Genomic DNA, 19,764 nt, shown 5'->3' on the forward strand with positions numbered 1-19,764 from the left:
CTTGCCAACAAAATATGACAGTAGCGTTAAGTCACCTTGTCTGCTTTACCTGCTGCTCCAGCAAACTTAGCTAACCATTTATCTAACAGCTTTGGTTTCTCTTCCCTGTCTTCGGCGTCTTCTTTCCTGCGCACCGCATTTCTCACCACCATTGCTCCCAACCAACGGATCGGCTCTGGCGGAAAGTGACCTAATGGACCTTGTGCTAAACCACATTGTGACCAAACATCTTTTCGTTCTAACACCAGAGAGGTAAGAATCTTGGCACCCACTCGGGTCTGAGTAACCCCATTGCCGGAGTAGCCGAAGCCATAGAATATGTTCTTCTGTCCGTCTAAGTTGCCAAAGAAAGGTAAGCCTGTCACAGATCGATCAGAGCCTCCTGTCCAACTGTAGGCAAATTTAGACTGGTTAAGCTCTGGAAAAAGATTAGCAAAAGAGCGCGAGAGCAAATCGACATATTGGCTTTGCTTGTTAAACATAGGGTCAACGCGATTAGCAAACGAGAACTGATTGCCCCCTTTCCCTAGCATTAAACGCCCGTCTCGGGTATCTCGGTAATAATGAACAAAGATCCTTGAATCGACGACAGCAGCCCCCTTTTTCAATCCGCTTTGTTTTAGCTGCTTTTCAATCGGATCGGTGATAACCATATCTGATGAGACGACAACAATACTGCGCTTGAATTGCTTAAAATGCTCCACCATCCAAGCATTTAAGCCCAACACGACCTTATCTGCGTAGATCTTTCCTTGCGGGGTATGCACAACCGCAGGCTCACCGAAATCAACCTTCTCCATCGCACTGTTTTCGTATACCTTGATTCCAAGCTCAATCGCCACCCGACGCAAACCTCGCACGAGCAAGGCCGGTTGCACACTGCCAGCAGCGGGAGAGAAATATCCTTCAAGGTGTTGCTTCGAGCCAGATGATGAACGCAGTTCTTGTTCTGAACAGACATTCCAACTGTTGCAAGCGAGTTGATCCAATTGCTCAACGACAGGCTTCATCTGCCCCTGCTGTGCTGAATTAGTCGCGGTATAGTAAGTACCGCTGCGATAGAGATGCGCGTCTATATTGTGCTCAAGGCAGAACTTCTCAATGTCATACACGGCCTGCTCAGACTCCTCCACCAGCCATCGCGCCTGATCTTCGCCGAATAGACGTTTGAGCGTTGGGTATTTGGTTGACCAAGTCAACATACAGCCACCATTGGCACCAGAAGCACCACTGCCACATAACCCTTTATCTATGACTACGATATCAAGCTCAGGTTGTTGCTGTTTGAGCATAATAGCAGTCCAAAGCCCTGTGTAACCTCCTCCAACGATCGCCACATCGGCTGAAATGTCCGTAGTGATAGTTTGAGTATCGAGCGGCTGCTCCATTTCTAGCGCTTGTTTGAACCAATAAGATAGATGAGATGACATGTTCATTTCCTTCATTTTGTCTCTGAAGAAAATGTATCGCGCCTTGATCCGGACGCACAGCGAGGATTTGTTACGCTGAGCGTTAGCTTTACTAACGCAAAAGGCGCGGAATTCACCGCGCCTTTATCCTAAGGTCTTTTGAGCTAATTTGAATGAATTAAATCTTATCGACCATAGCAAAGGTTGCCGTCAGTATATCGTGACCAAACTTAACGCTACGCTCTGGTGACCAACCGTAAAGCGGGTCTGGGTAATCATTATTATCCTTAAATGGCATCTCAACGGTGTAAGACAAACACTTAAATTGTTCACCCACCCAGTTAGATCCAACGGTCAAGTTCGCTTTGCCTGGTTCATCTTTATCGTAACCATGCTCATCTTGGAATTCTGGTGTAACCGTGTGAAGCACTTGCTTAAATGCTGTTTCTAGATCTGCTAAACGCTCATCATATGATGGGATACCCTCACAGCCAGCGACAAAGTTGAATGGAATCGCTTCGTCGCCATGGATATCTAGGAACATATCAACGCCTGTTTCCAGCATACGCTCTCGTACCAAATAGACTTCCGGGCTGCGTTCCATTGATGGAGATTGCCATTCACGGTTTAGGTTCACGCCAATCGCATTGCAGCGCAAATGCCCACGAATCGCACCATCTGGGTTCATATTTGGCACAACATAAAGCACTGCGTTTTCAAGAAGTGCACGAGCCGTGGTATCGTCTTCATCCAACATGCGTTGAATAAAGCCTTCCATAAACCACTCCGCCATAGTTTCACCAGGGTGCTGGCGAGCGATTAACCAGATTTTCTTTTTACCTTCTTCTGGCTCACCAAATGTCAGTAGGCTCATATCGTTACCATCTAACGTGCTACCAAGTGTTTCAAGTTGACAGTGATGAGCGCTCTGCGCCATGTGAAGCAAGTCAAGATGGCGATCATATGTATAAGGTGCAAAATAAGCGAAATAGATAGAACCACGCTCAGGGATAACGTTGAATGTTAACGTATCACCATCAAACTCGGCAGGAATACGGAACCACTCTTCACGGTCGTAAGATGCGACAACGTCATAGCCGCTCCAACCTTCTGGGTAGGCCGAGTTCTTTAGATCTAGCAATTGAATAGTATGAGATTGCTCTGCTTGAGTCTCTAGGCGAAAGTGAAACCATTGATAAAACTCTGACTGATTGTCATTGGGAATCTTGAGTTGAATCTGATCTTTGTTCTCGATGCTTACGACTTCGATGCTGCCACTATCGAAATTACTAAAAATCTTCATGCTTACATTCCTTATACATTTACGTAGCAATGCAGGAGGCTAGCACAGTTCTTGGAAGTTAAAAATCTCTTTAGAGCACTTTATCGCACGGAATATTTGCCAAAAATATCCCACGCAAACGTTTTGGATCAAACTCATTATAAAAATTTATGCGAAGTTGAGAAAAAATCGTGCATAGAAAAGTAATTCTGCGATAATTGTTTCAATTTATAACATAGCACAAATGATAAAATAATCAGATGTTAACTCTGTGTTATATCAACAAAAAGAGAATATTATGTGGAATAAACTCAATAAATCAATGATGTTCTGCCAAGCAATGTTTGGCTTATCATTCTATGGTGTGATGGTTATCTTGACCCGTTTCTTCTTAGAAGATCTAGGGTATAGCGAAGCAGACACCATGATGGTTGTCGGGGCGTTCTCATCCATCGGCCCACTTTTCGCTATCGCCGGCGGCTTTATTGTCGACAAATTTCTTGGCGCATACCGCTCACTCACCATTGCTTATGGTGCATTTGCTACCGGATACACCTTACTCGTATTGGGCGCGTCAACAACAAATATCCCAATGAGCTTAGCAGGTATCGCACTCGCAAGTTACGCACGTGGCTTAATGTCTCCTTCTTACCCAAGTCTTTACAAACGCACCTTTGCTTCAGAAGAGGACTTCGAGAATGGCTACCCAGTAAACTACTCAGTCAACAACGTTGGCGCATTGTTAGGTCAATACCTGTTCCCAATGTTCGTGCTGGTAATCGGTTTCCACGGAAGCTTCACACTATCAGCAGTCATGGCGGCCTTCGCATTTGCAGTACTTGTTATCTTCAATAAACAACTTGTTGGCGCAGCCGCTGAGATCGATCAAGAGCCAGTCAGCGCTAAAAACTGGGCGGCATTCCTAACGGTTTCAGTTGCAATGGTTGGCTTAGTATTCTTCATGTTCTCTAACATGGATATTGGTCAGAACATCGTTTACGCCATCGGTGCCGCTGCAATCTTGTACTTCATCTCGTTGATGTTTAAGTCAGGCAAGTCAGACGCGCTGAAGATGGGTACCATCCTAATCATGACAGTGCTAACGACATGTTTCTTCGTTTACTACGGTCAGATGATGACATCAATGACCATGGTAACGATCAACACAATGCGTGGTGATCTATTCAACCTAATCCCAATTGCCCCAGAAGCATCCATGGCAATGAACCCGTTATGGTGTATTGTTGCAGGTCCTGTTATTGCTATGACCTTCTCCTCTCTTGAGAAGAAAGGCATCAATTTCTCAACCGCAACTAAGATCGGTTTTGCCTTTATCTTTACAGCGATTGCGTTTGGTATCCTGACCATGGCAGTAATGAACATTGGTGAGGATGTGGTTATCCGCCCTGAAGTCTTCCTAGCGATTCACTTCTTCCAAGCATTCGCAGAAGTTATTGTCGGTAGCCTTGTGGTTGCGTTTATCCTTTCGGTAGCGCCTAAGCACATCGAAGGTTTCTCTGTATCACTATTCTCTGTTGCAATGGCACTAAGTGGTATCGTAGGTGCAGTATTCTCTACCTCTATCGCTTTAGAGAAAGGCCAAGAGATCACGCAAGAAATTGTTCAAACGGTTTATGGCGACTACTTCCAACTACTGACTGTGCTTGCTGTTGTGATGGTAGCGATTGCTCTGGTTGCTTCTGTGATTATTCGTAAGATGCTAGAAGCGGCTCGCGCTGATGAACAACCTGAAATGGTTGAAGCGGAAAGCTAATCGTCGCCACACTAAAATAAAGTAAAAACCCAAGCGTTGAGCTTGGGTTTTTTATTATTTGCTAGCAAAAACTGAAATAAAAGAATTAGTCTCTATCGCGAGCTCTAAATTCGTAACTGACATTAATTACAGGTTGGAAAGCAATTTCACCTTCACTGGTAACAATTTCATTCACTGTTACGTGTGAATTTCTCAACTCGAATGAATTAACATCAACAAGGTCATTACTTGAGTAAGACACAGCTTTACTTAGCTCATATGGAGATTTGTCGTTAATATCCATAATCATGGTTTTACCTGCTGCTAATGCTGCTTCTTTTGAACCCACTGCATCGCCATTCATGGTTTCACTTTGGATTACGGTGTTGTATGCACCACCTAAACCAGCCAAAGCCACTGAACTAAACAACATGACACTTGCTAAACTCACTACTTTAATCATAACTGACTCCTTAGCTACTTATACTTACTTACCTAATAAATGGTTCTAAAAATCGAGCTTTATTCCGCTGCCCGAGTAACCAAATAGTACGTAATAGAAGACCAGATTGAATTAGAAATAATTGCACTTGTTATTCGAATAATTTGAAATAAGTGTAATTCGCTTTCTTACATTAAAAGTGGGGTTAAATTGGTTCACAATATGCAGCTTAGAAAAAAGATATTTAACTCAACACTTTATTAGTTCGATTCGAAAACAAAGAAAGAAAGCCGAGATAACACTTTAGAGTGATTCGTTATAATACAAGTGGAAAATATCATATAAATTTAGTGAACTTTTTGGCATTAATTGGACCTTTTCTATCAGATAACTGTCAATACCAGCCCAACGAAAATCAAGAAGGTGCCTAAACTTCGGGTTAAAGCGAAGCGCTCACCTAATAAAATCACACCGAAAATCATACCAAACACAATACTTAGCTGCCTTAGCGCCACAACATAACTGACATTCTCGGTCATTGTCATCGCGTAAAGCACCAAGCCATAAGTGGTGGCCATCATAATCCCGGCCATTGCGGAAGGCTTCTTGATGCTCCAAGCCTCAGAAAACTCCTTCCATTGACGTGTTGCTAAGACATAAATGGCAATGACTAAGAATATCGTCCAGAACTGGATACCCAAATAGAAAATCGCTGAATGCAGATTAGAGATAATAGATGAGAGCTCAAGGTCAACAATCCCTAAAGCCTCTTTATCCAAAATGGAGTAGCCTGTGGTTCCTACGGCAGCAATCACCGCCCATAACACACCAACATTAAGGTAGTCACTAAAACGTAACTCTCGTAAAGAACTCAAAGGCACTAATAGACAACCAAAGGTGATTAACACGAAGCCTACCCACACAAGCGTGGTTAACTGGTATCCCAGTAAGGCGGTGCCCACGCCAACCATTAGCACTGGAAGTGCACGCGCAATGGGATAAATTACGCCGATATCACCATGCTTATAGGCATTACCTAAACCAATCAGATAGATAAACTGAGCGACACCACTCACGAGTAGCATCCACCAAAACGTTGTTGGAATATTCGTGATACCGACATAATTGAGATACCAGATTACATATGGCGCAAGTACTACCGAAGCGGCAGCACTACTGGATAAGAAAAATGCCGTACCTGAAGACTTGTTACTTTTGCTTAGAAGGTTCCACCCTGCATGCAGAAATGCCGATACGACAACCAAACATATCGCCCATACTGACATAGTCATTCCTTAAACTTAGATAGATAAAAGGCTTCTGGTTACAACGCAGAAGCCTAAATAAAGAAGTGAGATTAACGTTGAAGCTGAGCGACGGACTCAATGCTGATCGCATCATGTCGCCAGTATTCGATATCGCAGTCAATCAACTCGTCGTTTTGATTGTAGTTAACTCGCTCAACGACCATAGCTGGTGTCCCAGACGTCGCTCGCAATGCTTGTGCAGTCTCACCGAGCAATGTGCTGGTACTAATGCGGTAGCGAATCTTTTCGTAAACAACACCATAATGTTCGCGATAAATGTCAGTTAAAGACTTCGACAAATCAAAATCGAGAAGATTTGGAAACAACTCAGGACGAATATAGTTAGTAACATACACCACTGGGCGCTCTTCTAGGTATCGAACTCTATCTACTCGATACACATTAGAAAATGGCTGTAACCCAAGTAAGCTAGCCGCTTGCTTATTGGCAAGAATACCTTTTGCTGCAATCAACTCCGTCTTTGGTGTGCGCTGCTGCGCGGTCGCCATATTGGTAAAGTTGAGAGTCTGCGTCGGATCGTACTTAAGTGGCAGTGGCGAGATAAACCAACCACGTCTGTCTTCTCTATAGATTCGCCCTTCTGCTTCAAGCAAGGATAGCGCCTCTCTGAGCGTGACTCGTGTGGTGTCAAACGACTCTGCAAGCTTCCTTTCTGCTGGCAATTTCTGCCTTGGCGATAACATGCCTGATTCAATTTGCTCAACAATCGAATCTTTAATTTTTACGTACTGCACCCTTGTCCTTACCTTTTACGCCATGCTTGCGTTTTGTTTTCTAACCATTTGCCTAACGTCATGTGTGCTAACTTAGCGACAGCAGCAGAGCTCATGATCATCACTGCCATCGCTGCGGCTGCACCTGTCTGTCCTGCATCATCCATATTTAATACTGACACAGAAGCAGGGATAGTTTCCGTAGAGTAGATAAATACTACCGCAGAAGTGGTGGTTAATGCATTAATAAACAAATAGGTAGCGATATCTAGAGTCGCAGGAACGCAAACTGGTAGCGTCACCTTAAAAAACAACTTGTACTGAGGTAGCTTGACTGAAGCCGCTGTCGCTTCAATCTCACTCGGAATTTGCTTAAGCGCGGTTACCGCTGTCATATGACCTACGGTGTAATAGTGAACCACGGTGTTGATAACAAGAAACGCCATGCCGCCATATAAAACACTGAGTGGGTTATTGGCATCATTAAAATAGAAGATATACCCCAACCCCAGTACCATTCCCGGTACTGCCATTGGAACAACGCTGAGCATTTGCATGGCTTGTCGAACAGGTGCAAACGCCCGCCCTTTCTCAATACAGTACGCACCAACAAAAATAATCGCTGTACCAATAATGGCTGTCCATGTTGCGAGTGTGAGCGAGTTAAAGTATGGAGACCAACCATAGGTACTCATTTCAGCAAAGTTGTAGTTGTTCAGCGTCAGTACCTTATTCCAAGGCCAGAAGGTCACCAATGAGCCATATACTGCCATCCCAAGTACCACAATCACCGCGGCAGAAATCACCAAACAATAGGCAAAACAGATCCCGTCTCTGACTTTATTAGGCTCAGGTTGGTAAGGGACAGAGCGAGTATCAAATAGGCTTTTTTGTTTCTTTTGTACCCAGCGGTCAGCGACAAACGCGAGCAAGGCAGGCATTAACAGTAAAATACTGGTCACCGCACCCATAGAGAAGTTTTGCTGCCCGACGACTTGCTTGAAAATATCTGTCGCCAGAACGTTGTAATTTCCGCCGATCACTTTAGGCACACCAAAATCACACACAACCAGAGTGAACACGACAATCAAGGTACTGATCAGGCCGTACTTAGCAGCCGGAAGAGTGACGACAAAGAAAGTCTTGAACGGTGACGTTTTTAAAGCTCGCGCCGCTTCATACAATCTCGCATCCGAGGTTCTCAATGAGGTGGTAAGTATCATCAGGGCATGAGGGAAGGTCCAAAAGATCAGACCTAGCGAGATGCCCACCAAGCCGTAGACTGAGTGACCACCGAGCAACTCTTTAGCGATACCTTGATTGCCAAACAAAAAGATAAGACTGATTGCAGGAAGCAACGACGGTGCCAAAATAGGAGCTGTACCCAGCATGTGAAACATTCCTTTCATTGGCATGCACGATCTCGTCAGTGCGTAGGCATAACCAAAAGCGAGTACGCCTACAACGGCAGTCACCAGAAGTCCTAATGTAAATGTGTTGCCAACAGAGTACCAAAGGCTGTTATTGGCAAAATAGGTAGCAAAGTTCTCTAACCCAACAAATTCGCCACTGTTGTTCTGAACACTTTTTGTCAGCATCGCCCATAGAGGCATCACAATAAAAATTGCTAGCGCTGAAAATAGGAACGCCAATAAGCCAAATAGGACTAGGTTATCTTTACTGACCCTGTGCAAAAGGGATGAAGGACGAAATGAGCGAGAGTTAACTCCAGAGTTGTACATAGTTCTGCTTTCCATTAGTGATACCTTAAGCCGCAATTGCTTTAGTGCCATTCGGGCTTAACGTTGGGTATGCACGTACCCCCTGTTTTGAGAACTGAATGTATCGAATATCGCCAATACGCAGCTTCTGCTCGGTGACCACTTCGCCAGCGACATCGATAAAGATCGGCGCGGCTTGTTTGTCATGCTGAAGTTCACACTCAAAGCGATAAAACGCACCGAGGAACTCTCTGTCTCGGATCTTCACAGGTAGAGCATTATTAAATTGCTCGGCAAAACGGATGCTTTCTGGGCGTATTGCCAGATCAAAGCAATCCCCTCTCACTACTTGCTTGTTTTCAATAACAGGAGCGGGAATAAGCGACTCAGCGATACGTAGTTGAGTATCAGTCGCTGCGGAGGCAGAAATAAAATTCATGCTGCCAACAAACTCAGCAACAAAACGAGTAGCAGGGTGTTGATAGATCTCTTGTGGCGTGCCCACTTGCTCAATGACGCCATGATTCATCACAACGATTCTGTCAGCCATAGATAGCGCTTCATCTTGGTCATGAGTCACCATTATTGTGGTGATACCCAGTTTGCGTTGAAGTTTGCAAATCTCATCTCTAAGGTGAACACGAACTTTGGCATCAAGCGCCGAGAGAGGTTCATCAAGAAGCAATAACCCTGGGGACAAGGCTAACGCCCTCGCAAGGGCAACACGCTGCTGCTGACCACCAGACAATTGGTTAGGATACTTTTCACCAGAAGTCGGTAAACCAATCATATCAAGCCAATAATCAACCTTTTCTAAGGCTTGTTGATTGGTCATCCCTTGGTTCTTCAATCCGATGGCAATATTCTCTTGCACGGTAAGATTTGGAAATAGCGCATACGATTGAAAAACAATACCAAAATCGCGTTTTTCCGGAGGGAGGAAGGTTGTCTCTTGTCCATCTTGATAGATGCCACCTGAAGTCGGTAGGTCAAGGCCAGCGATAGCTCGTAGTAGGGTCGTTTTGCCGCAGCCAGAAGGGCCAAGAAAACAGACAAACTCGCCCTTCTCTATTGCCAGTGAAATTTGCTTTAACGCAGTGAACTGGCCAAATTGCTTCACTACATTTTCAATTTGTAAGTAAGGTTGGTTAGTTGACATAACACACTCTCCAAATGGTATATACCAACCTTAAATCTGGTTTGTTTCAGCGGCATGACAAATTTATAGAGCAAAGATGACAATAAAATGAATTCACTCGGTCAGCCTATTGTCTGTAACCGAACAATTAGCGAGGTCAATCTACGCCCTAAAGTTCACAACTCAAGAGACATTTTAAAGTATGGAATTTCCCCTTTGTAAAAGCGCTCACCTTGTTTACTCATACCGAATTTGAGATAGATACCCAGTGCTGATTCACGTGCATCACACCAAAAAAGTGTCGCCTGAAAATCTCGAATTTCGCTCAACATGGTTTCCAACATCATTGAGCCTATACCCTGTCCTTGATACTCAGGCAAAACAGCAAATTTGCGTAGTCGAGCTTCATCTTGCTCAACAAAGATCGATGCGACACCGACTAACTGATCTCCGATAAAGCCTCCGTAGTGAAAGCCAAATTCATCTTCTGCCACGCGACAAAACTCCAGACTCTTTGTCGGCCATAACACCGCATGCCTGAGCGCGAGTGTTTGTTCTGCTGTAACTCTTTCTACTCTCATGATGCTTTCCTTGCCCTCCAGTTATCCAGTTATCCAGTTATCCAGTTATCCAGTTATCCAGTTATCCAGTTATCCAGTTATCCAGTTATCCTAATTTGCCCTTAACTTCCCTGAAAAGCAAAAAGGAGAGCAACTCTGCTCTCCTTTGTTATCTCAATAACTAGGGTCTGTTGACCTTTTGCGGTTAAATTTTGTTCGAGATAAAAGCGTTTTAATCGCGGCGAGTGGCGGACGGCTAGTTGTTTGTCGCCTAGTCATTCTAAGCAAAACACCTCTCAACAAAGAGTAAAACGCTTTTAGCCGAACCCTTCGGGCAGCGTTTGTGGCTCCTTTCTGCTGTGTTATCGGCTTATCAGGTAGAGCAACTACAATTCAAAGCCTCTGCCTTGCATAAAGAACCCACAAACTGCTGCAAAAATCAGCTCAAAAGGTCAACAGACCCTAATCAGCTTATGATTTTGGCTCTGATTTAGCGTCAAATTTCGCCGACCAAGCCGCTAGGATATCCGCTCGCTTGCTGCCCATCTGAGCAAAGTCCATCTTAGCCATATTCGCTTCTACATTCGGGAAGTTAGACACAATTGCTTTCACATCTTTGTGACCAACTACTGGGTACATCTCTATATAAAGCTCATTGGCTGCTTTCGAAATAGACCAATCAACTACGCGCTTAGCTGCGTCAGACTCTTTCACTAAGCCAACCGCTTCTGATTCCCAACCAATGCCTTTAGGCGTGATCACCGCTAAAGGAGCACCTTGTGTTTTTAGCTTAGCGCCACGGCTTGCCATTGAAATACCAATCGCAACTTCACCCATGCCTGCTTGTACACATGGTTTAGAACCGGAATGCGTGTAGTGTGCAATGTTCTTATCTAGATCACGCATGTAGTTCCACGCTTTGTCTTCACCCATATTTTGCAACCAAGCTGAGACTTGCATATAGCCAGTCCCTGAAGAAGCTGGGTTAGGCATTGCGATATGACCTTTGTATACAGGTTTAGTCAGATCTTGCCAAGATGTCGGTTTTGGCAGGTTTAGCTGCTTAGCAACCGCTTCGTTAAAACAGACCGCGTTAAAGAATGCGTCGTTACCAAACCAAGCTTGGTTTGATTGCGGGTCATTCAAACTGGCATTTAGCTGATCCAGACCTTTCGGCGTGTATGGCTGTAGAAGACCTTCTTCTTTTAGTAACGCCATCGAAGAACCTGCCAAACCCCAAACAACTTCAGCACGCGGGTTGTTTTTTTCTGCCAGTAGCTTAGCAGTCATGATGCCTGTAGAATCACGAACCCATTTGATTTTGATATCAGGGTTTTCTTTTTCAAAAGCATTTTTGTACTTTGCCAGAATGTCAGTTTCGAAAGCCGTGTAAACCGTCACTTCCTGTGCTGCCATTGCGTTTGTTGCCAGCAGAGAAACAAGTGCAGCTAGCGATCCTTTCATCAAACGGTTTTTCATCATCTTCTCCAATTAAGACTATTACGTTTGTTAAACCTTGCCGAGTTAGCATTGGTCTGTACCAGTTGACGTAATACACCCTAAAAGCGCTTTATTACGATTCAATGAACAAAAAATGGCACTTTTTTAAAGAATTGACGAAAAACTGTGCGCAATTTTGCCGGCGAATTTTTCATATGAAAGTTTTATTAAATTCGACTTTCTGACCTTTACTGTTGTTTTTTCCTCTTGCTAAAGTAAATCCAAATTCTGGTGTAGACCAAAAATAGTTAAAATGGAAATCGAGATGAAAAACGAATACCTACTGCTGACTCCGGGTCCTTTATCGACATCTGAAACCGTTCGCGAAGCCATGCTTAAAGATTGGTGTACTTGGGATGATGACTACAACAAAGACATCGTAGAAGTTATCCGCACTAAGCTGGTGAAACTCGCAACAGAGCAAGATGGCTACACTAGCGTACTGATGCAAGGTAGTGGTACAGCATCTGTAGAAGCGACAATTGGCAGCGCGATTGGCAAAGATGGCAAATTGTTGGTTGTTGACAACGGCGCATACGGCGCACGTATTGCTCAAATTGCTGAGTATCTAAATATCCCATGCCATGTAGTTTCCCCAGGCGAAACATCACAGCCACACTTGAACGAGGTGGAAACTGCATTGGCATCGGATCCTACCATCACCCATGTAGCGATTGTTCACTGCGAAACCACAACAGGCATGCTTAACCCAATTGAAGCTTTTGCGTCGACGGCAAAAGCGCACGGCAAAGTGGTGATTCTCGATGCAATGTCGAGCTTTGGTGGGATTCCTATCGATATCGCAAAGCTCAATATCGACTTTATGATCAGCTCTGCAAACAAATGTATTCAAGGCGTACCGGGTTTTGGCTTTGTAATCGCAAAACAAACTGAGCTAGAAAAATGCAAAGGTCAGGCACGCTCTTTAAGCCTTGATCTATACGACCAATGGCACTGTATGGAAGCGAACCACGGTAAATGGCGTTTCACGTCTCCAACACACACGGTTCGCGCTTTCTACCAAGCTTTGTTAGAGCTTGAGCAAGAAGGCGGTGTCGAAGCGCGTCACAACCGTTACCAGACTAACCAGAAAACACTGGTTGCGGGTATGCGCTCTCTCGGCTTTGAACCACTACTAAATGATGAGCTTCATTCACCAATCATCACCTCTTTCTACTCTCCAACACACAGTGACTACCAGTTCAAAGAGTTCTACACCCGTTTGAAGGAACAAGGTTTTGTGATTTATCCGGGTAAGGTATCGAACGCAGATTGCTTCCGTATCGGCAACATTGGCGAAGTTTACCCTGCGGATATTGAGCGCCTAATCGGTGCGATTGAAAAAGCCATGTACTGGCAAGTTGCTTAAATAGCCTTCAGGAAGAGATAGCGTTATGACTGAAAATGTACAACCGACCCACTTCCGTAGCGAAGGTGATGTCAACACGACACCAGCGCGCCAAGCTTGGAATGCATCGATGGACGACGAACGCACGCAAGCATTGTTGAAGCGAGATTCCGATGTGTTTCTGCATCAGGCTATGTCGACGCCTTGTCTCGATACATTAGAAGCAGCAGAAGGCATCTACATCCAAGATTCGACGGGCAAAAAGTACATGGATTTCCATGGCAATAATGTTCACCAGTTGGGTTACGGACATCCACATGTGATTAAACGTGTGCAAGAGCAAATTGCCAAGTTGCCGTTTTCACCACGCCGTTTTACTAACCAAACTGCAATTGAATGCGCTGAGAAGCTAACGCAAATCTGTGGTGGTGCGTTGAATCGTGTGTTGTTTGCGCCGGGTGGCACATCTGCCGTTGGTATGGCACTGAAACTGGCGCGTCACATCACGGGCAACTACAAGGTCGTCTCTTTATGGGACTCTTTCCATGGTGCGTCACTGGATGCTATCTCTGTTGGTGGTGAAGCCTGCTTCCGTCAAGGTATGGGCCCACTAATGGCAGGCGTAGAACGCATACCACCAGCAGTATCTTACCGAGGCGCCCTTCCATCACCAGACGGCAGCGACGTGCATTACGCCGACTACCTTGAGTACGTGATTGAGAAAGAAGGCGGTGTCGGGGCGTTTATCGCCGAAGCAGTTCGCAACACCGATGTTCAAGTGCCAAGTAAAGCCTACTGGAAACGCATCCGTGAGATCTGTGATAAACATAATGTGATGCTGATTATCGATGACATTCCCAACGGAATGGGTCGCAGCGGCGAATGGTTTACCTATCAAGCTTACGATATTGAGCCAGACATTCTGTGTATTGGTAAAGGTTTAGGCGGAGGCTTAGTGCCTATCGCCGCTATGATCACCAAAGATAAATACAACACTGCTGAGCAAATCTCGATGGGCCATTATACCCATGAGAAAAGCCCAATCGGCTGCGCGGCGGCACTGGCAACCATGGAAGCGATAGAGCAAGACGGCTTGCTAGACAAAGCCAAAGCCGACAGCCAGTTCATGCGTGACAAGCTGCTACAAATGAAAGCCAAATACCCAGTAATTGGCGATGTGCGCGGCATCGGCATGCTTTGGGGTATTGAACTGGTCACCGACCATGAGAGCAAGCAACGCGCCTATGACGAAGCCGAAGCCGTGCTCTACCAATGCCTTAACCATGGTATGAGCTTTAAGGTGTCGCAAGGCAATGTGATCCAGCTTAGCCCACCGCTGATCATCACTCGCGAACAACTGACAGAAGCCTTAGCCATCTTCGAAGAAGCGATCGCCAAAGTGTGCAAAGACCTTAACTACTATTAATCACTCAAATTATCCAAAGTGCCGTAAAAGCAATGACTTGGCACTTTGTCAAACAAAAAGGATTCAACATGAAAAACTCACCAATTCAGGCTGTTATCTTTGACTGGGCTGGCACTATCGTCGATTTTGGCTCATTTGCACCAACTAGCATCTTTGTTGAAGCATTCAAACAAGGCTTTGATTTCGATATCGACCTTGAAGAAGCACGCGAACCAATGGGGCTAGGTAAATGGGACCACATCCAAGCCGTTGGTCGCATCCCTGCAGTAGATAAACGTTGGAATGAGAAGTTTGGTAGCTCAATGACTAGCGAAGACATTGACGCTATCTACGCGGCGTTTATGCCTTTGCAAAAAGCAAAAGTCGCAGACCACGCAGAACCAATCCTGAATGCAATTGAAGTGGTCAACGATCTCAAAGACAAGGGCATTAAGATTGGATCTTGTTCTGGATACCCTCGTCAGGTGATGGACGTACTGGTTCCTGTTGCGGCGGACTACGGCTACAAGCCCGATTATGTAGTCGCAACAGATGATCTTCCTCAGGGTGGTCGTCCTGCACCTTTTATGGCACTCAAGAACGTCATTGAGCTTAACGTGACCGATGTTAATGCCTGTATCAAGGTCGATGATGCTGCACCGGGTATCGACGAAGGTCATAACGCGGGGATGTGGACCGTAGGCCTACTGCTTTCTGGTAACGAAGCGGGGCTGACGTTTGAAGAGTACCAATCGGCAGATGAAGCAACGTTGGATGCCGCACGTGAAAAAGCGCGTGCGAAGCTTATCAAGAGCTCACCACACTACCTAATCGATACCATTGCTGACTTTCCACAAGTGGTTGCCGATATCGAGCGCAGATTAGCAGCGGGTGAACGACCGTAGCGCTGTTAACCTCAAGGTAGCAAAAAGGGCTCAACAGAGCCCTTTTTCAATGTTTGATGTTAAGCGCTATAACACTCGATATTGATAAACAAACTCATGAAGCATTATCGCCCCTTGATCAGTATTCAACCAACAATAAAACAGAATATTGAGTACCAACGTCGTCCAGAATAAGAACTTAAAGCCAATATCATGATACTTGTGATGCATAAATGACTGAGCAAACAAGGCACCAATCCATCCACCCAGTAAGTTGAGCAAATGGAAGGTTATTTCAGGGACACGCCACGTGCCTGTTAGTTTGGCATGTTTATCGAACGCATACACAGTGTAAGTAACTGTGCTAACAGCAAGGTAAAACATACAAGCGACCAAAGGAAAATCGAGAAGAACGACGCTGCCGACTAAAGCACTACAAAACCAAATTGCAATCGCCAATGAGAAGTTAAATACCACGGGCCGTTGAATTTCGATCGCTCGCATCATGCCATTGCTGTCTGCCCCCAACCTAAACACCACTGGTTCACTGACACTTGGAATCTGTGATGCATTCGCTAAATCACTAATATGAAAACGAATCTGGGTATCTTGATTCTCTACCGCAATGTAACCGTATCCTTTGTTCTGATCCCACTGAGCGATCGTTCCTTGAATGGACATAGTTTTCCTCTTCCTAGCAACAACGTTAAATGTATTGATCGTTATAAACTTTCTTTAAATACCTATAGCACACATATTCCACTATGCGCATATTTACGCTATTTTCTCGTATTTTTTTGAAGTGAAACACTCCTGACAGGTTCTGACACACCACTCTCATATTCTTAATTCGAGCCTAAACAACACAAAACAAGGAATTAAACTATGAAAAGTGTCATCGAAATCGTTCGTTTCAAATTACTAGAAAATGCAACATCAGAGCAGCTCGTTTCGGCTAGTGAACAGAGTCAGAAATTTGTATCGTCGTTAAACGGTTTTGAATATCGATCGCTAAGCTTTGACCAAGATTCAGGCACTTGGACGGACGTGGTCTACTGGGATTCGATGGATAACGCAAAAGCGGCTGGTGAGCAATTTATGGCTAGTGAGGATTGTAAACCGCTGATGGCTTTAATTGACCCAGAGTCTGTCATCATGCAACATCAGACAATTATGATGAGTGACCTAGCAGCTAAATACCAATAGCAACGAGTCATTAGTTGGGGTGCCATAGCGGCCCCCAACTTTCCTTTGTTCTACAACTTCTAATGTTAGGAAGACAAGTGAGTAAATCAGAACGGCTTTTTGAACTTCTAACTCTACTGCGCTCAAAGCGTTATGCTGTCACGGCTTCCCACCTTGCCGAGCAAATGGAAGTGAGCGAAAGAACCATCTACAGAGATATCCAATCATTACTCAACTCCGGCGTTCCGATACAAGGAGAAGCTGGTGTTGGCTATTTACTGCATGCTGATTCTCATCTGCCGCCTTTGATGTTCACTGATCAAGAAATGATAGCACTAGAGCTAGGTATGCGAATGGTGCGAGCTTGGTCCGATGATGAACTCGCCACCGCATCGAAATCGGCCTCAACCAAAATACTCTCTGTCCTTCCCGATCGACTGAAGAAACAGATTGAGAGCTTTCCGATATTCGTGCCGGAAATTCACACTTCTACAAAAGATGCGACGCGCAGCAAAATGCTCCGACATGCCACTGATGCCAAATTAAAGATAGAAGTTGATTACAGTGATCAAAACGGAAATAAAACCGTTCGTAAATTGCAGCCACTCGGGCAAATATTTTGGGGAAAGATTTGGACGCTAGTTGCTTGGTGTGAGCTAAGAGATGACTATCGTCACTTTCGAATTGATCGCATAGACAAGCTCAATATCATTGATGAAGTATTCGAGACTTCAGCAGAAAAATGCCTCGAATACTACATTAGACAACACGCTCCAGATGCTTAAATAACGTTACTTCATTAAAGTTGGAGAGATATTCAGAGCCAAACGGCAGCCATTAAGGTCCGACTCAACATCGAACTCTACCAGCTCATTGATATGAGGTTCAATGGAGGAGACCGCGATATCTCTCACGTGAAAGAACACTTTGTCGTCTTCGTTTTCCTGCTTGATAAAGCCGTAGCCATGACCTTCATCTAGATCAACTATTTTTCCCAATACCGACATCTTCACTTCCCTTAATACAAACTTTAGTACTAAGTACTGGTGTTAAGCGTTTTAGGATCACTCGCTAAGCAATCAAAATCTCTTTTAATTGATGCAACGAGCTTACCGTGTAGTGAGGCGAGATTGAATGGTCTTGTTCCATACCGTTGCTATTCAGCCAACAGGTTTCAATACCAAAGTTAAGACCACCCAAGATATCGGAATGCTGGTTATCACCCACCATCAACACCTTACTTTTACAAGGCATACCCATTTTCTCAAGGGCATGGCTAAAAATGGCGGTGTCGGGTTTCGCTACCCCAACTTCTTCAGAAATGATGACATGTTCGAAGTACTGGGTCATCCCGGTTTTTTCAAGTCTGATCGCCTGAAGATCAGTAAAACCGTTGGTGATGATGCCCATTTTTGCTTTGCCATGAATCGCTTCCATCAACTCTTTCGCGCCGGGTAGAACCGTACAAATATCCGCCATGGCTTCAAGGAATGAAGAGTTTAACTCTGACGTCGTCGTTTCTAGCTTGTCTGCCCACTCTTTGAATCGAGTATGCTTTAACTCGTGCGCAGTAATTGCGCCATTTTGATAATCGACCCACAGCGGCTTGTTGACCTTCTGATAGTGTTCAAAGTCGCCTTGCGTGAAGTCAATTCCTTTACGAGAGAACATTAGCTGCATCCCTTTAAAGGCATCAAAATGAAACAGGGTTTCGTCAGCATCAAATAAGATCCAATCGTACTTCATTATTATCTCCTCAAATTCTCGCTGCTAGTGTAAATTGTTTTCTTTTAGATGATAATACCCTCACAAAGAAACTTATTGTTTACTGGAGCTCAACCAATGCAAGCTTTTTCTGCGATTCCTATCTTTGTTTCAGTGGTTGAAAGTGGCAGTTTTTCTACCGCAGCCAGCAAGCTTAACATCACCAAATCGGCGGTAAGCAAGCGAATTACTCAATTAGAAGATGAGCTAGGCATTCGACTCATTAACCGTACCACACGCAAACTTAGCCTAACCGAAGCGGGTCAGCGCTATTACGATTATGTTGTCCAATCTCTCTCACTAGCGCAGCAAGGGATTGATGCGGTCACTGAGCTCCAAGGCAACCCAAGAGGTACACTCAAAGTAACAGCGCCGATGTCATTTGGTATATTACACATTGCCCCACTCATTTCTGACTTTTTAGCCCTCTATCCAGATGTCGAAATTGACCTTAACTTAGAAGATCGCATGGTGGATCTTGTCGCGGAGAGATTTGATGTTGGAATCCGAATCGGTGATTTACCCCTTTCTAACTTGGTTGCAAAGCGTCTAGCGCCCTGTAGAAGCGTCCTTTGCGCGGCACCCAGTTACTTATCTCTGCATGGCTTGCCGAGTAAACCTAGCGATCTCTCCAAGCACAGTTGCTTGCAATACAGCTATTATCGCGGAGGTTCTGAATGGTCACTTCACTCTGCAGGAAACGAGTTCAAAGTCATTCCTAAAGGTCGCTTGGTGGTCAACAATAGTGAAGCGATACGTCGGGCGGTTCTGGGAGGAAGTGGCATTGCAAACCTTCCCACCTTTATTGCAGGGAAAGATATTGCGGCAGGTAACTTACAAGTCGTTTTATCAGACTACGCTTTACCGAGCCACGCCGTCTATGCAGTGTTCCCAGAGAAGAAACACATGCCTCACAAGGTTAGAGCCTTTATTGATTTCATCAACCAACGATTGGGAACAGAAACACCCTATTGGGATGAAGGGTTACTACCTTAGAAAGCCAAATGTGACACTAAGCTCATAATTTTACATTGGTCGACTTTCTCAGTCAGTTAATGATGTAAGACAATTTTTAACGGCTGTCATCCGTTCAGAATAGCCATATACCTGCTGTTCTAGGAGACATTCGAAATGAAACGATTTTTCCCATCTAGTGTCATGCTTATCCCGTTCGTAGTAAAAAACTATTCTGAAGAAGATCATGAGGATAGCCCAGAATTAGAACATGAATATGAGCCAACTCCTGAACTTGAACTGGAAGATTGAGAGGCTCATCAGGTCACTAAAGAGCAATTTTTACTACCCTATTAGCGCACGTTTATAAGGGAACAT

The 19,764-nt window shown here is 44.7% G+C and carries 20 protein-coding genes; 8 read left to right on the plus strand and 12 right to left on the minus strand.

The annotated features are described in order from the left end of the window. Positions 1-26 precede the first annotated feature (26 nt). Both IX91_RS20665 and IX91_RS20670 read right to left on the minus strand, forming a co-directional pair. On the minus strand, positions 27-1,430 hold the full coding sequence (locus IX91_RS20665; protein WP_004745644.1) for an FAD-dependent oxidoreductase: 1,404 nt from the start codon (positions 1,428-1,430) through the stop codon (positions 27-29). 157 nt (positions 1,431-1,587) lie between these two features. Then, the gene (locus IX91_RS20670) at positions 1,588-2,712 is read right to left on the minus strand and encodes a M14 family metallopeptidase (protein WP_004745643.1); all 1,125 of its coding nucleotides are present in this window, start codon (positions 2,710-2,712) and stop codon (positions 1,588-1,590) included. A gap of 277 nt (positions 2,713-2,989) precedes the next feature. Here IX91_RS20670 and IX91_RS20675 point away from each other — a divergent pair, with 277 nt between their 5' ends. Beyond that, complete coding sequence (locus IX91_RS20675; RefSeq protein ID WP_004745642.1) at positions 2,990-4,465, plus strand: peptide MFS transporter; 1,476 nt, start codon at positions 2,990-2,992, stop codon at positions 4,463-4,465. 85 nt (positions 4,466-4,550) lie between these two features. Here IX91_RS20675 and IX91_RS20680 read toward each other — a convergent pair whose 3' ends face one another. The 7 genes from IX91_RS20680 to IX91_RS20710 all read right to left on the minus strand — a co-directional run bounded on the left by IX91_RS20680 (position 4,551) and on the right by IX91_RS20710 (position 11,828). Continuing rightward, complete coding sequence (locus IX91_RS20680) at positions 4,551-4,907, minus strand: DUF3316 domain-containing protein (RefSeq protein ID WP_004745641.1); 357 nt, start codon at positions 4,905-4,907, stop codon at positions 4,551-4,553. A gap of 362 nt (positions 4,908-5,269) precedes the next feature. After that, positions 5,270-6,172 carry an EamA family transporter gene (locus tag IX91_RS20685; RefSeq protein WP_004745639.1) on the minus strand — a complete coding sequence of 301 codons (903 nt, stop codon included), beginning with the start codon at positions 6,170-6,172 and terminating at the stop codon, positions 5,270-5,272. Positions 6,173-6,243: 71 nt separating this feature from the next. After that, positions 6,244-6,948: a phosphonate utilization transcriptional regulator PhnR gene (gene phnR / locus IX91_RS20690; RefSeq protein ID WP_004745637.1), complete on the minus strand. Its 705-nt coding sequence runs from the start codon at positions 6,946-6,948 to the stop codon at positions 6,244-6,246. Positions 6,949-6,956: 8 nt separating this feature from the next. Next, positions 6,957-8,669, minus strand: coding sequence for a putative 2-aminoethylphosphonate ABC transporter permease subunit (locus IX91_RS20695; RefSeq protein WP_004749627.1), 1,713 nt, complete (start codon positions 8,667-8,669; stop codon positions 6,957-6,959). A gap of 25 nt (positions 8,670-8,694) precedes the next feature. Beyond that, positions 8,695-9,807: a putative 2-aminoethylphosphonate ABC transporter ATP-binding protein gene (locus IX91_RS20700; protein ID WP_004749625.1), complete on the minus strand. Its 1,113-nt coding sequence runs from the start codon at positions 9,805-9,807 to the stop codon at positions 8,695-8,697. Between the two features lie 155 nt (positions 9,808-9,962). Further along, positions 9,963-10,367, minus strand: a complete 405-nt coding sequence (locus IX91_RS20705) for a GNAT family N-acetyltransferase (RefSeq protein WP_004743958.1) — start codon at positions 10,365-10,367, stop codon at positions 9,963-9,965. Positions 10,368-10,817: 450 nt separating this feature from the next. Then, positions 10,818-11,828 (minus strand): putative 2-aminoethylphosphonate ABC transporter substrate-binding protein, encoded by a 1,011-nt coding sequence (locus tag IX91_RS20710; RefSeq protein ID WP_004743957.1) that lies wholly within the window; start codon positions 11,826-11,828, stop codon positions 10,818-10,820. A gap of 283 nt (positions 11,829-12,111) precedes the next feature. Between IX91_RS20710 and phnW the strand changes: the two genes are divergently transcribed. The 3 genes from phnW to phnX all read left to right on the plus strand — a co-directional run bounded on the left by phnW (position 12,112) and on the right by phnX (position 15,504). Beyond that, positions 12,112-13,215 (plus strand): 2-aminoethylphosphonate--pyruvate transaminase, encoded by a 1,104-nt coding sequence (gene phnW, locus IX91_RS20715; RefSeq protein WP_004749659.1) that lies wholly within the window; start codon positions 12,112-12,114, stop codon positions 13,213-13,215. Positions 13,216-13,240: 25 nt separating this feature from the next. After that, on the plus strand, positions 13,241-14,620 hold the full coding sequence (locus tag IX91_RS20720; protein ID WP_004748733.1) for an aspartate aminotransferase family protein: 1,380 nt from the start codon (positions 13,241-13,243) through the stop codon (positions 14,618-14,620). Positions 14,621-14,688: 68 nt separating this feature from the next. After that, complete coding sequence (gene phnX / locus IX91_RS20725; RefSeq protein WP_004748734.1) at positions 14,689-15,504, plus strand: phosphonoacetaldehyde hydrolase; 816 nt, start codon at positions 14,689-14,691, stop codon at positions 15,502-15,504. Positions 15,505-15,570: 66 nt separating this feature from the next. Here phnX and IX91_RS20730 read toward each other — a convergent pair whose 3' ends face one another. Then, positions 15,571-16,164, minus strand: a complete 594-nt coding sequence (locus tag IX91_RS20730; protein ID WP_004748735.1) for a DUF1294 domain-containing protein — start codon at positions 16,162-16,164, stop codon at positions 15,571-15,573. 204 nt (positions 16,165-16,368) lie between these two features. Here IX91_RS20730 and IX91_RS20735 point away from each other — a divergent pair, with 204 nt between their 5' ends. Together IX91_RS20735 and IX91_RS20740 are read left to right on the plus strand one after the other, a co-directional pair. Continuing rightward, positions 16,369-16,689: a hypothetical protein gene (locus IX91_RS20735; protein ID WP_004748736.1), complete on the plus strand. Its 321-nt coding sequence runs from the start codon at positions 16,369-16,371 to the stop codon at positions 16,687-16,689. A gap of 77 nt (positions 16,690-16,766) precedes the next feature. After that, positions 16,767-17,453: a helix-turn-helix transcriptional regulator gene (locus tag IX91_RS20740; RefSeq protein ID WP_004748737.1), complete on the plus strand. Its 687-nt coding sequence runs from the start codon at positions 16,767-16,769 to the stop codon at positions 17,451-17,453. Positions 17,454-17,459: 6 nt separating this feature from the next. Here the strand turns inward: IX91_RS20740 and IX91_RS20745 are convergent, their stop codons facing one another. Continuing rightward, positions 17,460-17,675 carry a cold shock domain-containing protein gene (locus IX91_RS20745; RefSeq protein WP_004748738.1) on the minus strand — a complete coding sequence of 72 codons (216 nt, stop codon included), beginning with the start codon at positions 17,673-17,675 and terminating at the stop codon, positions 17,460-17,462. 64 nt (positions 17,676-17,739) lie between these two features. Next, entirely contained in the window at positions 17,740-18,414 is a 675-nt protein-coding gene (gene yjjG / locus IX91_RS20750; RefSeq protein ID WP_004748739.1) for a pyrimidine 5'-nucleotidase, read from the minus strand. A 96-nt stretch (positions 18,415-18,510) separates the two neighbouring features. Here yjjG and IX91_RS20755 point away from each other — a divergent pair, with 96 nt between their 5' ends. Both IX91_RS20755 and IX91_RS26960 read left to right on the plus strand, forming a co-directional pair. Next, a complete protein-coding gene (locus tag IX91_RS20755; protein ID WP_004748740.1) occupies positions 18,511-19,428 on the plus strand; it encodes a LysR family transcriptional regulator in 918 nt (305 codons plus the stop codon). Positions 19,429-19,563: 135 nt separating this feature from the next. After that, the gene (locus IX91_RS26960; RefSeq protein WP_004748741.1) at positions 19,564-19,698 is read left to right on the plus strand and encodes a hypothetical protein; all 135 of its coding nucleotides are present in this window, start codon (positions 19,564-19,566) and stop codon (positions 19,696-19,698) included. The last annotated feature ends 66 nt before the right edge of the window (positions 19,699-19,764 follow it).

The organism is Vibrio tubiashii ATCC 19109 (assembly GCF_000772105.1).
Taxonomy (GTDB): domain Bacteria; phylum Pseudomonadota; class Gammaproteobacteria; order Enterobacterales; family Vibrionaceae; genus Vibrio; species Vibrio tubiashii.